6 protein-coding genes are annotated in these 17422 nt (G+C 49.9%); all 6 read right to left on the bottom strand.

The features are described from left to right. Nucleotides 1-34: 34 nt before the first annotated feature. A complete protein-coding gene (locus VXM69_RS25300) occupies nt 35-4126 on the bottom strand; it encodes an amino acid adenylation domain-containing protein (RefSeq protein WP_367189405.1) in 4092 nt (1363 codons plus the stop codon). Beyond that, nucleotides 4095-7484 carry an amino acid adenylation domain-containing protein gene (locus tag VXM69_RS25295; RefSeq protein WP_367189404.1) on the bottom strand — a complete coding sequence of 1130 codons (3390 nt, stop codon included), beginning with the start codon at nt 7482-7484 and terminating at the stop codon, nt 4095-4097. The genes VXM69_RS25300 and VXM69_RS25295 overlap by 32 nt, the downstream gene beginning before the upstream one ends. A gap of 60 nt (nt 7485-7544) precedes the next feature. After that, nucleotides 7545-12179, bottom strand: coding sequence for an HAD-IIIC family phosphatase (locus VXM69_RS25290; protein WP_367189403.1), 4635 nt, complete (start codon nt 12177-12179; stop codon nt 7545-7547). A gap of 11 nt (nt 12180-12190) precedes the next feature. Then, the gene (locus VXM69_RS25285; RefSeq protein ID WP_367189401.1) at nt 12191-13081 is read right to left on the bottom strand and encodes an AMP-binding protein; all 891 of its coding nucleotides are present in this window, start codon (nt 13079-13081) and stop codon (nt 12191-12193) included. 240 nt (nt 13082-13321) lie between these two features. Next, a complete protein-coding gene (locus tag VXM69_RS25280; RefSeq protein WP_367190207.1) occupies nt 13322-15169 on the bottom strand; it encodes an ABC transporter ATP-binding protein in 1848 nt (615 codons plus the stop codon). Beyond that, nucleotides 15135-16892 (bottom strand): ABC transporter ATP-binding protein, encoded by a 1758-nt coding sequence (locus tag VXM69_RS25275; RefSeq protein WP_321967542.1) that lies wholly within the window; start codon nt 16890-16892, stop codon nt 15135-15137. Before VXM69_RS25275 ends, VXM69_RS25280 begins: the two co-directional genes overlap by 35 nt. Between the last annotated feature and the right edge of the window lie 530 nt (nt 16893-17422).

Genomic DNA, 17422 nt, shown 5'->3' with positions numbered 1-17422 from the left:
CCGATTGAAAATCGCAACTAGCGCTCTAAAATCCTCAATGAAAACTCCGATTCGTTAGAATCGACGAAATAAATTGCGCAATGTCGCTTGCATTTTCTTTGTTAAGGATCGTAAAATGGTTTCCTCCGATACGCTTGACCGCTTTGAACTGATCGCTCACTTCGAGTAGACCGCTCCGGTCTGCAAATGCTCGACCCTCTTCAGCTTCACAAAGATAGACAGGGCAAGAAATTTTTCCTGGTGCAAATGTCGCCGCCAGCCTTACGTCGCCTTTAATTCTGTCAGCCAATCGAGTACTTACCTGCCCAATCAAATTGGATTCTTGCACCGATATCTCCGGGGAGACATCCCAATTTTGATTGCCGCCTGATCTAGAGATTCGCCCCTTGATCACTTCGTTAGCTTGCCTTTCAAAATCTAATTCCTGCCAGATAGAGACCTTCTTCGGACGATGAGTATCCACAAGAACGACTCCTTGCAATAATTGATTATTTTTCTTAGCCATTTCGAGTGCAATGACTCCCCCCATAGACCAGCCGACAAGAAGATATGGCCCTGGCATTTGTTTCAAAACTTCGAGCCTATAGTACTCCGCTAGATCTTTGAGTGATTTAGGCATATCGCATTTGCCTACAGCTGCAGGCGACTGAATACCAAAAACACGATATTGCTGCCGAAGCGTGGTCGCAAGATCATTAAAATAGCCGATTTCGCCGCCAGCCCCATGAATAAGAAAAATAGTTACAATATTTCTCCGCTCAATATTCGGCACCCCCCAATTCCAAACAATACTTTTCACTTTTACTGAATTATCCAAATCAATAGCAAAATCTTCCAGACGAGGCGATCGGAAAAGTTGCTGTATTTTGACCGAAATACCAAGTTGCATCCCTATAGTCTCACTGACGGTAAGCGCCAGCAGCGAATGTCCGCCCAACTCGAAGAAGTTGTCGTGGATTCCTACGCGGTCAAGTTTGAGCACCTCTGCCCATACCTGCGCTATCACCTCTTCCGTCTGTGTCCTCGGTGCGACGTATCCCTGCTCCCCTCGGCTCATCTCCGGCGCCGGCAGCCTCCTGCGGTCCACCTTCCCGTTCGGTGTCAGCGGCATCTCCTGCAACAGCACGAAATGCGCCGGTACCATGTACTCCGGTACGCTCCTTTGCAGATGTGCTCGCAGCCTCGATACCTCAAGCTCTTCGCCCTCCTGCGCACCCACTACGTACGCCACCAGCCGCTTCTCTCCAGGTTCGTCTTCACGGGCAAGCACCACCGCCTCTTGCACGCCCTCAAACCCGCTGAGCGCCGCCTCGATCTCACCCAACTCAATACGAAACCCTCGAATCTTGACCTGCTGGTCGATTCGTCCCAGGTAGTCGATGTTGCCGTCCGGTAAATAGCGTGCAAGGTCTCCGGTGCGATACATGCGCGAACCTCGCGCACCGTACGGATTGGGCACAAACCGCTCCGCCGTCAGCCCGGGCCGGTTCAGATACCCGCGCGCCAGACCATCACCTGCTATGTACAACTCCCCGGCCACTCCTATCGGTACCGGGTTCAGTTCACCATCAAGGATGTAGATCTGTGTGTTCGCCAGCGGCCTACCGATATTCACTCCGCTAGAACAGTCGACTTGCCGATAGCTTGAGTAAGTGGTGTCCTCTGTTGGTCCGTAGAGGTTGAAGATCTGGGTGGTCGGGAAAGCCCTTTTCAGATGAGCTGTCAGTTCCTGGCTTAGTGGTTCCCCTGCGAGATTTATTACCTGCAAATCTGTCTCTCGCCATCCAAGTCGAGAAACAGCAGCGATAGCCGACGGGACTGTATTGATCAACCTTACTGCAGAGCCGATGAAGTCGCTCTGCACAACCTCCAGGATGTCTTTTACCAATAGACATTTACCACCCTTGGACAAGGGCGCAAACAGTTCAAAGACCGACAGATCGAAACAGATCGATGTAGAAGCAAGCACTCCCGCAAGGGCTTCATAACTAAATGTTTGTCCAGCCCATCCAAGAAACACTGCCGCAGCCTTGTGTCGGATCCCCACTCCCTTAGGCTTGCCTGTAGATCCCGAGGTGTAGATGACGTACGCCAGGTGCTCGGGGTGCGTGACGTTGGCCAGGTTCTGCTGCGGCATCTGCCCAAGCTCCGACCACTGACTGTCCAGACAGAATGTCGGCACACCCTGCATCGGCAACGCCCCCAGCAACTCACTTTGCGTGAGCACCAGCACCGGCCTCGCATCACCCAGCATGAACTCCAACCGCTCCCGCGGATAAGCCGGATCCAGCGGTACATACGCACCGCCCGCCTTCAAGATCCCCAGCAACCCCACCACCATCTCCAGGCTGCGCTCCACGCAAATACCTACCAGACTGTCCGCCCCAACCCCGCGCCCGCGCAGGTAGTGCCCCAGCCGGTTTGCCCGCTCGTTGAGCTCCCCGTAGGTCAGTTGCTCGCCCTCAAACACCACCGCCACGCTATCCGGGCTGCGCTCCACCTGCGCCTCGAACAACTCGTGAATCGTCTGCTCCCGGTCATACGTCACCCGCGTGTCGTTCCACTCCACCAGCACTTGATGACGCTCCTGATCGTCCAGCATCTGAAGGTCACCCAGCCTCTTGCGCGGATCCGCCACCACCTCCTGCATCAGCCGTCGCAGATGCCCAACCATCCGCTCGATCGTCTGTACATCGAACAGATCCGTGTTGTATTCCAGCGCACCGTACAACTGCCCCTGCGACTCCGTGAAGCTCAGCGTCAAGTCAAACTTGGCCGTCGCACTGTCCGAGGACATCGGCTGCAGATTCAACTGCGGCAACTCCAGCTCGCCCATCGGGGCGTTCTGCAACACCAGCATCACCTGGAACAGCGGCGAATGGCTCATATGCCGCTGCGGCTTGAGAACCTCCACCAACTGCTCGAACGGCACATCCTGATTCGCATACGCCTCCAGGGCCGTCTTGCGCACCTGCCCGAGCAAGCCCGCAAACGTCTCATCCCCCGACACCCGCGTCCTAAGCACCAGCGTGTTGACGAAGAAACCAATGAGGTTCTCGATCTCAGTCCGGTTGCGGTTTGCGATCGGCGTACCTATGCAGATGTCCGCCTGCCCCGAATAACGCTCCAGCAGTACGTTGAACACCGCAGTCAGCACCATGAACAACGTCGCCTGCGTCTGCCGCCCCAACTCCTGCAGCCCTGCCGTCAGCGGCGCATCCAGCACAAACTCCAGTGTCGCTCCACGGTGGCTTTGCACCACCGGCCTCGGCCTGTCCGTTGGCAAACTCAGCAGCGTCGGCGCCTCCTGCAACTGCTGCTTCCAGTAACCGAGCTGCCGCTCCAGCACCTCTCCACTAAGCCACTGGCGTTGCCAGTGCGCAAAATCCGCATACTGGATCGCCAGCGGCGGCAGCGGCGATGCCTGACCGTTCACATATGCCGCGTACAGCGCCGCCACTTCGCGAACCAGCACCCCCATCGACCACCCATCGGAGACAATGTGGTGCATCGTAAGCAACAGCAGATGGTCCTGTTCATCCAACCGGATTACCCGGGCCCGGATCAATGGTCCTTCGCTCAGATCGAATGGCTGCTGTGCCTCTTGCTGTGCAAACTCTCGTGCCCGCACCTCCCGCTGCGAGGGCGGCAGGTCGCTCAAATCCTCAACCTCCAGCGGTACATCCATGTGCTGCCGGATCAGTTGCCTTGGCAATCCCTCAATCGTCTCGAATGTTGTACGCAGCGACTCATGACGTTCCACCACCTCCTGCAGCACGCTCGCCAGCAACCGAACCTGTAGCCTTCCCTCGAGCCGCAATGCCACCGGGATGTTGTAGTTCGCACTGCGACCATCAAGCTGGTCCAGGAACCATAGCCGCTCCTGCGCAAACGAACAACACAAGGGAAGATGCCGCCGCGCTGCGTGTGCAGTTGCTACTCCAGCGCCACGCAGAACTTGAAGCAGAATTGCTTTCTGTGACTTGAGAACAGAAACAATATCTGCGCCAGGAGTATCCAGGCCAGAGGAATAACAGAGCTTCTCCCCGTCAGCCCAGACGGAAACATTGCGTCCCGCAAGAAAGCGCAGAAGGTCAGTAGGCTGCAATGTTTTCCCCTTTCCCATCGTCGACTCGCAGTTGGGTGCTATTTTCCCCAGCCTTTATCTCGATAAGAGCAACAATTTCCGCAAATACTTTTTCTTCTTCAATGGCTTTATCTAGTTGACGATCTTTAAGATTGGCGACATATGACGACAAGGCTGATACAGTCGGTTGACTAAAGATATGAACCAAAGAAAAGTTGATAGACAAGACCTCTTCAATTCGCGAGATCACTTGCGCTGCCAGCAGTGAATGTCCACCCAACTCGAAGAAGTTGTCGTGGATTCCTACGCGGTCAAGTTTGAGCACCTCTGCCCATACCTGCGCTATCACCTCTTCCGTCTGTGTCCTCGGTGCGACGTATCCCTGCTCTCCCCGACTCGTCTCCGGCGCCGGCAGTTTCCTGCGGTCCACCTTCCCGTTCGGTGTCAGCGGCATCTCCTGCAACAGCACGAAATGCGCCGGTACCATGTACTCCGGTACGCTCCTTTGCAGATGTGCCCGCAGCCTCGATACCTCAAGCTCTTCGCCCTCCTGCGCACCCACTACGTACGCCACCAGCCGCTTCTCTCCAGGTTCGTCTTCACGGGCAAGCACCACCGCCTCTTGCACGCCCTCAAACCCGCTGAGCGCCGCCTCGATCTCACCCAACTCAATACGAAACCCTCGAATCTTGACCTGCTGGTCGATTCGTCCCAGGTAGTCGATGTTGCCGTCCGGTAAATAACGTGCAAGGTCTCCGGTGCGATACATGCGCGAACCTCGCGCACCGTACGGATTGGGCACAAACCGCTCCGCCGTCAGCCCGGGCCGGTTCAGATACCCGCGCGCCAGACCAGCGCCTGCTATGTACAACTCCCCGGCCACTCCTATCGGTACCGGGTTCAGTTCACCGTCAAGGATGTATACGCTCAGATCGTTAATGGGCCGCCCCACCGATGATCCGAAGCTCGTGCGTTCTTTTAGATGCATCCAAGTCACATGGACGGTAGTCTCCGTGATCCCATACATATTGGTCAGCTCGACCCCACGCCGCTTCTGCAGCCAATCTCCCAGCGAGAGTTTGTCGATCGCCTCACCGCCAAAAATCACCCGTCGAAGCTGCAACTCGTTTGTAGCACCGCCCCCCAGATCTGCTTCCAGCAGAGCGTGAAATGCCGACGGCGTTTGATTCAACACGGTGACCCGTTCGCGCTGCAGAAGCCGCAGGAACTGTTCCGGACTTCTCGATACGATGAATGGAACCACGACCAACCTACCACCGTGCAGCAGCGCGCCCCACATCTCCCAAACGGAAAAATCAAACGCAAATGAGTGGAATAGGCACCAGACATCCTCTGGCCCGAAGCCAAAGCCCTCGGTCGCCGCGAGCAGTCGACAGAAATTGTGGTGGCTAATCCCCACTCCCTTGGGTCTGCCTGTAGATCCCGAGGTGTAGATGACGTACGCCAGGTGCTCGGGGTGCGTGACGTTGGCCAGGTTCTGCTGCGGCATCTGCCCAAGCTCCGACCACTGACTGTCCAGACAGAATGTCGGCACACCCTGCATCGGCAACGCCCCCAGCAACTCACTTTGCGTGAGCACCAGCACCGGCCTCGCATCACCCAGCATGAACTCCAACCGCTCCCGCGGATAAGCCGGATCCAGCGGTACATACGCACCGCCCGCCTTCAAGATCCCCAGCAACCCCACCACCATCTCCAGGCTGCGCTCCACGCAAATACCTACCAGACTGTCCGCCCCAACCCCGCGCCCGTGCAGGTAGTGCCCCAGCCGGTTTGCCCGCTCGTTGAGCTCCCCGTAGGTCAGTTGCTCGCCCTCAAACACCACCGCCACGCTATCCGGGCTGCGCTCCACCTGCGCCTCGAACAACTCGTGAATCGTTTTGTCCGACCGTCCTATAGCCGGAGCAGCGTTAAATTCTTTGAGTATGCGGTCTAATTCATCGAAACTCATACACCTTAGTTCGCTGACGCGCTGCGAAGAATCCACCACCATACTTTTCAAAATTTCCCTGAAATAATTGCTCCAGCGATTGATTGTTTCACGCTCGAAAAGATCACTCGCATACTCCAGTTCCCCGGCAATTTCATCCACTCCTTCCGTCAACCAAAGCGTCAGGTCGAATTGCGAGGTTTTTCGATCGACGAACTGCTGTGTGACGGTCAAACCTGGCAAGGACAGAGGCTCTCCGGGCGCTTTCTGCAATACCAGCATAGTTTGAATCAAAGGTGCATGACTTAAACTACGATGGGGTTGAAGCGCCTGAACCACGAGGTTAAAGGGAACATCTTGGTGACTGTAGGCTTCCAGAGTCATGCGTTTAACTCTGCTAAGCAACTCGCGCACGCTCGGATTACCATCTAAACGAGCGCGCAATGCCAAAGTGTTTACAAACAGTCCGATCAGATTCTCGACTTCACCACGGCGCCTGTTTGCAATCGCCGTGCCGATCACAATATCATTCTGGCCGCTTAATTTAGACAAAAGAATGGCCCAACCCGTGTAAAGGACCATATATAACGTGACACCATATTGCTTCGCAAACGCCCGAATACGCCGAGTGAGCACCGGATCTAAGTTAATTTTTTCCCGAGCACCGACAAAGCTTTGTGTCAATGGTCGCGTTTTATCCGTAGGCAATCCAAGTAGCGCAGGTGCGTCAGTTAGCTTCTCACGCCAATACTCCAATTGATCCGTCTGCCAGCGTTCTTGGATTGAAGCACATTGCCACGCGACATAGTCTGCGTACTGAATCGAAAGCGGCGCCAAGGGATCGGGAACACCTTGGCGATATGCGTTATAGAGCGTCGTCACCTCATGAATCAGCACCTCCATCGACCGTCCGTCTGAAATGATGTGGTGCATCATCACAATCAAATACCATTCGCGCTCAGCAAGCCGCAATAACTGCCCACGGAAGAGTGGCCCGCGCCCCAAGTCGAAGTTACGTCGAACACCTTCGTCTACCAGCTGAGCCACCATCATGTCCTTAGCATCTGATGCCAATTCAGATAAATCAATATATTCCAATGGAAAATCTGTTGCGGGACAAATAAATTGCTGCAAGACTCCATCGATATTTTTAAAAATTGTTCGAAGACTCTCGTGTCGAGCCACCACCCTGTTCAGTGAAGTGCGTAGCGCCCGATCATCCAAAAGACCGTCAAACTTTAATGCTCCCGCGATGACGTAGGCACTCCCCGCACCTTCGAACTGACTAAGGAACCACATTCTCTGCTGTGCCTGCGATAGTGGTAGTGGACCACTCCTATCAGCATGTCCAATTGAGTCGACAACATGCCCAAACGAGGCGTCTCTGCCACTCTTTAACCTACTTAGCAGAAGCTCTCGCTTCAGAAGATCTAATCTACTTTTCATTTAGCCTTCCCGCTCACCATGTCTGATCGAAGCATTCAGTCCCATGAATACCCGCGCTGGTCAGTAACGTTCCTGAGCCAAAATAGCCTCAATCTCATCCACCGAAAGGACATCAATCTCGGCCATAATACTTTCAACGCGATTATCTTCATACGATGCAATCAATTCCGTCATCACAGCATCCGCAAGCTCCCGAATCGTAGGCGAAAGAAAAATTATCGAAAGATCAATTTCAACCGCAAATTCTCGACGAATCTGGCTGATAACCTGAACGGCCAATAAAGAGTCTCCACCTAATTCAAAAAAATCTTGCTGACGACCCACCAGATCGATACGAAGAACACGCTGCCAGATAGCCGCGAGTTTCTCCTCCGTCGCGGTTGCAGGCGCAACATAATCGTCAAAGCAGGATGCCCGCCTAGCACCGCCCTTATCTATAATCTCAATGACGTTTGCTGGACTGTATAGGCCCAACGCGATGTCGCGTAATAGCATCACCATTTCGCGCCCCAACCCATCCGAAGCAGAGGAAATTAGCTCCTTCCGCTGTCCGCTCTGAATTTTAAATCCATGGTCAGATTTGAATCTAGCATCAGCCGCCTTCGACAGAGAAACACAATATGTGTGACTTAAATCATCCAAGTGTGAATGATCTTCCGAAAGTGCGCTCAAAAATTCCAGAATCGGTTGATTTTTCGCCGAACGAACGTATGGAATTAATATCTGATCACATTTATTTTCCACAGCCACTTTTGCCAGATAATTAAACAACTGATGCTCAACTCCACGCCCCAGCACACGACAACTTAGCAGCAAAGTTTCTATCTCAAGCGAATTATTTTTCACTGAATGAATAACCACGCCAGTGAGACCATAGTCGCCAAATCGGTCCCGCACGTGGACCACATCGCAGGAGACCCGCTCTTCGCGGACTAACTTTCTAACTTCTAGAGCGTTACGCCTTATCGTAGATGCGTTGAATTGATTTGTCCGGGCAATCAATTCAGCGACGCGTCGTATTTGTTCATCTCGTATCGGTTGCACCGAAACTTCGAGTTCCAGACTTTCCAGAAACTTATCAAATCCTCCGGAATTTAAAAGCGCAGCGTCGCGATCTTTGTTGCTCTGGTAGTAGCTCGTGCGAAGTCTTGCCTCCGACGTGCTCATTCTTCGATCGAACGCCCATACGTTCTGAAAATATTCCTCAATCTTTGTCTCGTCACTTGGCATTTGCAGAACCAGAACTTGGGGGCAATTCGCCTCGACCTCCGCACACTCCAGTGGATTATCATCAACGAATACAAAACTATCCAAACTCAGGCCAAGTTCATTCGCAAGCGAAACCAAATTTTCCGATTTAGATGACCAATTAATCCTCGCACCAGCAAAATGAGACCGCTTCAGTAGAAAATCGCTTCTCCGCTCAAATACTTCCCACACGTCCTGCTCATTGTTTTTACTACACACACAAAGCAATACGCCTGCCTTATGCAGTTTCACTGCGAGTTCATGAAGTGCTCGCCTTCCAGGATCGAGGATCAAATTTTCCGGCGCGTCTTCTCCACATACTCCACGCCATAGAGTTTCATCACAATCAAATACCAAGACTTTGTATGGCTCCGACACCAGTGAATATGCCTGCCGGGCAATCTCACTTGAGATTGCCGCAAATCCCTCTCTCGTATAAGGAACATGCGCGATTTCATCAGCATGGAAATCACACCACTGATTCACCAAATGTCGCTGCACCATTGTCGAGGAATCAACAAAACACACCTCATCAAATTCGGCTATACACGCCGACAACTCTTGCTCTGCACGACGGATGAAATAGGTATCAACTTGCATTTCGGCTCCTTGCCTCGAACTGGGGCAAGACAAAATAATTAAAGGAGCCGTATTAATTGCGACATAATTCTTGACGGAGTCACATAATTCACCCGTAATAATCTCAATTTTCCTCTCGATCGAATCGCGACGAGCAGCCTCATCATTTTCTAAAATGTCACACTGGAGCCAATCCTCAAAACGAAATAGCACCACATTTAGTCCACGTGAATTTTTCGAAAAAGCACCACTCGGATTAAGAATCTCCTGAAATACTTGGCCATATGAAGCATACTTAATCCTTGCCTTCTTTTTCAATTTCGCCACCCAAAATCGAAGCGATTCATCAATAGAATCCGCAACGAAACTCGATGCAACATTTAATATCAAATCGATCTTCCCATCTCGCACTTCACTCTTATTACCCAGTCCATTAGGAATACTAAATTCACTGACAGTAAGATGACGACTTTCTAAAATCCACTCGAGACAAGCTCGATACGAATCGAGCAACTCCGCGATCGTACCCACATTAAATATATCTTCGCGATACTCGCAACACACCGAGAATGCGTCAGGCCTGTTTTCCGCCACGAATCTCAGATCAAGCAACGCGGCTTTCGATTTAATCTCGACCACATCTTCTACTACAAAACTTGTCTTTTCTACTTCCCTTTCTCGACTCCGAGAACGACGAGCGACAGTTTCAATATAATCTTCCTGCAGCAATAGAGCCACATTGAAGATAGGATTGTGAGCAGCGCTTCTCGCAACATTCGTATAGCGAACTATTTCATCGAAAGGACATCGTTGATTCTCATGTGCCTCTAGAATTTTAGACGCAACTGATTCCAGCAATTGATCAACATTTCCATTATCAATATTTTTACTACGCAGTGGAACGAAATTCACGAAGCATCCAATTAGTGACTCAGTCACCAAATGGTCCCGCCCTGACAAAACAGTTCCTATCGTAATGTCTGATTCGTTGGACCAACGACAGAGCAATACCTTTAATGCGGTTAACAACACGGAAAACAGCGTTATCCCTTTTTCGCCTGCCAAGCTCCTAAGTCTCTCAACTAGGGATGTTGGAAGCACAATACTTCTATGGCCACCATCGAAATTTGAAATAGCGGGTCGTGGATAGTCCGTTGGAATATCGGTCAACTCCGGAGCTCCGATCAGCTCTCTTCGCCAATATTCAGCTGAGATTCGTATTTGATCGCGTGTCGCTTGCTCAAGCTGCCATGCAGAATAATCTGCATACTGAACTTCTAATGCAGGAAGAGGATTCGGCTGATCAAGTTGAAAGGCGGTGTAAAGCACCTCGATCTCTCGTACTAACACTCCCACTGACCATCCGTCCGCGATGATGTGATGCAGTGTAATTAACACGAGACTATTATCTTCCGATGTCCGAAGTAGCCGACCGCGGACTAGCGGTCCACGCTCCAAATCAAATGGGGTATCCCGTTCTTCATTGAAAAATCGTTGAATCTCAGTGTCGCGCATCTCGTTTGGCAAACCACTTAGATTAACGAAAGACAAGGGAAAATGTGCCTGATCCGCGATGACCTGCACTGGTTTACCTGAAACCACAACGATCGCCGTTCGCAAAATTTCATGGCGAGCTACGATCGTATCCAGCGTCTTCTGAAGCAAAGTTTGATCTACGGATTGCCCAATTTTCAAAACTACCGGGATAATATATGCTGACCGTGTGTGTTCGAGTTGGTCCAAAAACCACACCCGGCGCTGCGCATGCGACAAACCTAGTTGGTTCTTTCGATCCGCCAGGGTGATAATAGTGTTTTCGTAAATTGGCGCGCACCCCACTAGCCTTGCAAACTCTCTAAAGATCGGACTTTTGAATACGTCTTGGAATGCTACCTTCCGCTTTAATTCGAGCTCAATTCGTGCCAGAACTTGCATAGCCGACAGAGAATGACCACCAAGTTCAAAAAAATTATCTTGACGCCCAATCGACTCAACCCCTAGAACCTCACACCATATCCTACCCAATACCTGCTCCATTTCCCCTTCAAGAGGAATACAACCAAACGGAGAAAGCGTCTTAGGCTTATATTCCAAATAGGCGCGTCGCAACGATACAAATAGGTCGCCTTCCAGTTGCATTCTCAGCTTATGTCGCTGCACCTTCCCACTCGATGTGAGTGGTAGTCGATTAATCGGAATCACAGCATCGACTGGATATTTAAGATATTCCTCGGCCGCAGATCCAATATTGTGGAGCGTTGCCCAAAAATCTCCTTTTTGACGGGTGACGACAAATATTGATACCCGATCGCTTCCGGTATTATGATCTGTTGTCCCGCAAGCAGCGACAGACAGTTCCGACAAATCAAATTTCTCGCATAGCATGCGCTCCAAATCGGCTGCCATGACGTTCCTACCGTTGACAAAGATAATGTCTTTCAATCGCCCGGCAACCACAAGTCGTCGATTCTTCAAAAAACCAATATCCCCGGTTCTCAACCAACCGCCTGATGCGAAGAGTAATTCCTCCCAGCTATCGTCTGATCTAGCTTCATAACCGGAAGTCACATTATCGCCTCGAATTTGTACCTCGCCTATCTTGCACTCCCCAACTTCCTCGCCAGTCTCATTAACTATCCTAATTTGAACAGAAGGCAGTGGGCTGCCGAGATCGACATATTCGATAACGTCTGCTTCAGGCGGAGTCGCCTTCGCGACCCCTTGATTAACGAGAATTTCTCGGTCGATACAATGAATTAAAGGCTCTTCATTAACCGGACTGAACGTTACCCCAAGACAAGCCTCAGCCAGTCCGTAAACCGGTAGCATCGATGACCTTTTAAATCCCGCATGCTCGACTAGACCCAAGAAACGTCTCATCACAGGGCAGATATTGGCTCCGCTCCATTGAACAACCGACGCACACAAGAAAGATCGAACTTCTTGATATCACTAACCGACACCCGCTCAATTACATGCTGCAAGCCAAAATTTGGGCAGCCAACAAGGCTCGCCCTATGCGTCGAAATTAGATGCAGCCAAAAATTAGGATCAGCCACAAAATCTATCGATCGGATATTAATTTGATTTATCCCGAGAAAAGTGGGCACCAAATGAAATCCGATCAACCCCATATCGTGGAAATATGGCATCCAATTGAGTGTCACGTCATCCGGCTTAAGATCGGCCGCTTCGACGATGTCTCGTATATTCGAGAGAACATTTCGATGCGTAATGCGAACTCCCTTAGGCTTTCCTGTTGAACCGGACGAAAATTGCAGATATGCAAGATCATCCAAATTTGCGACGTAGAAAGCAGCACTTCGGGGATTGCCTCCATTCGGATCGTCAACGATCAGGTGACTAGATTTTAAATTACCTTTAATTACGACACTATTTGCTTCCAAATTCTGCAGGGTGTCATCCACCACCACAAATGAACTTGCAAACAATTCGAGAATACCCGCCAGCCGTTGACGCCCCTCCGATTTTTCCCTCAGCGCAACTGCTTTTGGAACAAGCACCGGAATAATACCGCCTAATACACATGCCCAAAATATCTCAAGCTGCCTATGCTCCGATTGAATCTGCAGGATCAAATGATCTCCAACACCGACCCCATTTCCCTGAAGGAATGCCAAAGTGCGTTGCGCGCGATAAATTAACTCTCGATAACCAAACACTTCTTCGGTCGAGTCACGCTCAATGAATCTCAACTCGGCCCCTAAATTGAGGTCAGCGGCTCGAACGAGCATTTCCCACATATTCATATCGACTCCGATCAGCGAAACCGGCGGCGCGGCAACAAAAAGCTGAATTGAAAAAAATTAATGTGTGGCGAAAATTTTCAATTCAAAAAATATACGCACTCAACAGTAGAGTGTATGTGCAATTTATTTTTACTACCTCACCAACATCACCGCCTTCAGAATGAAGTTGGCTTAAAGGAAATCTTTGAAATATATTGCTGATTCGCTTAAAACGAATGGTTGGCTGATTGATCGCTCACTTTATAACAGTTCACCATTGACAGTCTGCTGCGCATATAGGGTTGCATACATCCCTCCTCTAAGAAGAAGTTGATGGTGCGTACCTTGCTCAACCAATCGACCTTCATTCATTACGAAGATCTGATCTGAATCCCGAATGGTATGCAGGCGATGAGCAATGGTTATGGTAGTCCGGTCTTGCATCACGCTTCTCAGACCGATTTGAATCGCAGCCTCAGTCTCAGAATCTATGTTCGATGTCGCCTCATCCAAGATCAAAACATCTGGGTTATGAGCTACAACACGAGCGAACGCGAGGAGCTGTTTTTCACCCTGAGATAAACCGGATGCCTTGTCGTCGATAAACGTGTGGAACCCTCGCGGTAGCGCTTCGATAAATCGCCTGGCCTGTACAGCTTCTGCAGCCCTCATCGCAGTATCAAGATCAATTCGGGAATTACCAAGTGCAATATTTTCTAAAATAGTTCCTGGAAAAATATGGAAATCTTGAAAAATCACACCTATATGCTGCCGAAGCTCACCCGGGGAAATACGCATGATATCTACACCGTCTATAAATATCATACCTTCTGGAATATCATAAAATCTGCAAATAAGCCGCGATAATGTTGTTTTCCCTGATCCGGTAGGGCCGATTATGGCAACATGCTGCTTGCTCTCTATCGCCAGACTCACGCCCGCAAGCGCCAAAATCCCAGGACTATAGCAAAACTCCAATCCTTTACACTCTATCTTGCCAGGTACGATTTTTCCGAGAGCCACTGGACTATCCGGAACTTTTAAAGCCTCATCCCAATCAAGCAATTTAAAAATTCGCTCACACGAAACACGCGCGCGCAGCAACCCGTTGACTTGAAGCCCCAATTCAACCAAAGGCCGAAATAGCATCTCACTATACTGCAGGAATAATATTAATGAACCGAGCGACAATTGAAGCGCAAAGACTTTGTGCCCACCGCTCCACAATATTACCGCGAGGGCAACTCCCCACAAACTGTCCAAAAATGAGAAATACGTCGTTTCTACCTTAAATGCCTTCTCTTCCAGCAAACTTCTTGAAGCGAGAGAGGTGGTGAACCGCCGATAATCAAACTCCTGTCGATTGTTTAACTGTACTGTCTCGATAGCGGAGAGATTTTCATACAAATGTCCGCTTTGCAGTGTAGCGATCTGAAGAATTCTTTTGTATAAAGGTCCGATAATTCCAAGAAATCCCGCCGTCAAGCCAACGACCAGCACCACAAATGGCGTTAGTTCCGCCGCCAACGAAATATCTAAAGACCATATCACGCTGATCGCCAGAAATAGTGGAACTATGGCTCCGGCGACACTGCTTACACCAAAAACGAGTTGCGCCAAAAGCTCGATATCCTGATTTATGTGTGTTGCAATCGTACCAATCTCATTTCGATCGAAAAATGCCGCCGGCAGCTTTTCCAGATGCTCAAAAAGATCACACCGAAGATCACATAATCCGTTGAGCGCCGCGGTCATCAATTGCGTTCGATAGAAATGCGCGGAGACAACAAACACCAACATTAGCAACATCATGGATACGCCTGCCGCGGCCAGCATCGAAATCGATAAATTTATAGATATCCAACGGCAAATATCGAGTAACCATAAATTTATACTGATTTTGGATATCTCATGATTCATTAATACATTATCGATGACAACATACGCTAGCAAAATCGGCTGTATCACCGCGCAAGCGGACGATAATACAAGCGCGAGCAATGCCAACCCGATCTGAAACCTGTATGGATAGAACCAATGCCGGATACGCCAAACCGGCGTGAAATCCCCGCCGCTACCCAACTTGCAACTCCGATCTAACGACGCCATCCCGTGGTGGGTTTTCCAAACCACACAGGCTCCGATAGAGCTGACTGGTGGTTAGAAGATCCTCGTGACTTGCGCAGCCAACGATACGTCCGTGATCCATCAGTATCACCCGATCGGCATACTGTGCTGCAGACGGTCGATGCGAAACAATTACTGTGGTGAGGGAATGCCTCGCTGCTTTAAGGGCTGACAACACAGTAGATTCTGTTTTTGCATCAAGCGCGGAAAATGTATCGTCTAGAAGTAAAACAGGAGACTTTCGGATCACACCTCGAGCTAGAACAGCACGTTGCCTCTGCCCTCCTGAAAGCGTAACGCCACGCTCACCAACCAATGTTGAAAGGCCCGCGTCCATATTGAGGATAGTAGCCTCCAGGTCTGAAATTCTGGCTGCCTGCCACACGTCATCATCATTTCGATCCGGATCATGGTACGCAATATTTTCACGTAAAGTTGCAGCGAACACATGACTGTCCTGTGCGACAAGTACAACTGCATTTCTTAGATCGCGGAGTGAATATTCTGTAATGGCCTGACCATCAAGCTCTATACATCCTAGTTGCGGTTCGTTCAGTCTCGTCAACGACCTAAGCAGCGCTGTCTTTCCCGCCCCTACGCGTCCGACAATGACCACAAACTCGCCCGCAGAAACCTCTAAAGACACCTTGTCAAGCACATAACGCGATTTTTCACTTTCTGAATACTTAAATGAAACGTCACGTAGCAATAAGTGTCCTTTCACATCCCCAGTTAAGCCATCACGCCCTTGATCTGTCAACCGAGGTTTCTGGTCAAGCACATGAAAAATTCGAACCGCAGCCGCCGCAGCGCTCAAATAGGCAAACACCGGGGTGCTGCAGCGACCATAAACTCCCATGATCATAGTCAAATAGAAAATAAATGCGCTTAAGGTTCCAACGCTCATTCGCCCCAAGAGCACTTCACTGCCACCGACCATAGCGACGATCAAGCCCATCAACGCTGCAATTACAAATGTGAAATTATTGAGATGTGATTGCAACCTATTTAGCTCGACATTCATGCCCGCGTAAGCCTGAGACTGCTTAGCAAAGTATGCCACCTCCCTTTCTTCTTGGCAGTGCGCCTGAATCGTCCTAATTCCTCTAAGGTTTTGAAGCACGGATTCACTCAAATCGCCCGTTGCAATCTTAACGCTCGCCGTTTGCTCTCGAATCATCCTTGTAAGCCACCAAACTCCGACGACAGTGACGACAAACATTGGAAAGATGCAAACGGCTAGTCGAACTGAGAGATTAGCCATGAATATCGGCGCAATGATTGTCACGGCCACCAGACTTGTGAACTGATTGGATGAGTATCGAAAGAATGTTTTAATTGATTCAATATCACCGGTAGAACGCGCAATCAGATCCCCTATCTTATGCTTTTCATAGAAAAAGAAGTCTAGATTTTGCAAATGTGCATACATGTCCGCTCTCAAATCCCGTGCCATCTCAACGGATATCCTCGCGTTGACGCGACGACCAAAGCTTAAGCAAGCATACTTTGCAATCGATAATAGCGTTAATATCAGAACGATGCCTTTTATATCGATACGCCCATGTGCCAAGCGATCAACACCCTCCCTAAGCACTCCCGAGATACCTGCCTCAAATAAATGAGCGATTACTAGAGCACAAATCCCAATAAACGACTTCAGTCGATGCCGCTTCCACCACCAGAGCAGCCTCTTGAATGTCATTAACTCCGACATGCGAGATCGAACCCTCTTTTATCGAGCAGTTAGTGTTCAAGAATGTAAGCCTTGAGAACCAGTATAGGACATCCGATAGAATCAAGACGGTTTCGTCATAATTAATTCACCTACCGAAGTCTGGCATTTCTTCCCAGTTTTCCATAAAGCGTGAACCTAGTATTTTTGTCAGTATCAGATATCTCGCATCCGCTCATATCGAATCTGAATTTTAAAAATATTCAAATACTGGGAGTTGAGACACGCAGTCGTGCGAAAGCTAAGTGGTCGCAGGTTCATTATTTCGCCCAGGGAAATTATTTATTTCTTTTTTTGCGATCCCCGGGAAGCTGGCATTTCTATCAGCTCGAATAGGTTCTAACCACTTCCTTCGAAGTCCATATTGTGAAATTTGAGGTAGGCCTCTTTACGTCTTTCTGTATCTCCGACCCCAATTTCGGCTTTTTTGCATTACGACATGAGTTTCGTGGTGCTGGTCCGACATCGATTCGGACACGGATCAGCCGAACGACTTCGGT

The sequence above is a fragment of the Burkholderia sp. Ed8 genome (genome assembly GCF_040761425.1).
GTDB lineage: Bacteria > Pseudomonadota > Gammaproteobacteria > Burkholderiales > Burkholderiaceae > Burkholderia > Burkholderia seminalis.
Note: the sequence above shows the minus strand (reverse complement) of the source record. Positions and strands in the feature narration are given on the sequence as shown.

Bases quoted from the DNA above. Each gene is read 5' to 3' on its own strand.
- VXM69_RS25300 (WP_367189405.1), bottom strand. From the start codon at position 4,126: ATGGGAAAGGGGAAAACATTGCAGCCTACTGACCTTCTGCGCTTTCTT.
- VXM69_RS25295 (WP_367189404.1), bottom strand. From the start codon at position 7,484: ATGAAAAGTAGATTAGATCTTCTGAAGCGAGAGCTTCTGCTAAGTAGG.
- VXM69_RS25285 (WP_367189401.1), bottom strand. From the start codon at position 13,081: ATGAATATGTGGGAAATGCTCGTTCGAGCCGCTGACCTCAATTTAGGG.
- VXM69_RS25280 (WP_367190207.1), bottom strand. From the start codon at position 15,169: ATGGCGTCGTTAGATCGGAGTTGCAAGTTGGGTAGCGGCGGGGATTTC.
- VXM69_RS25275 (WP_321967542.1), bottom strand. From the start codon at position 16,892: ATGACATTCAAGAGGCTGCTCTGGTGGTGGAAGCGGCATCGACTGAAG.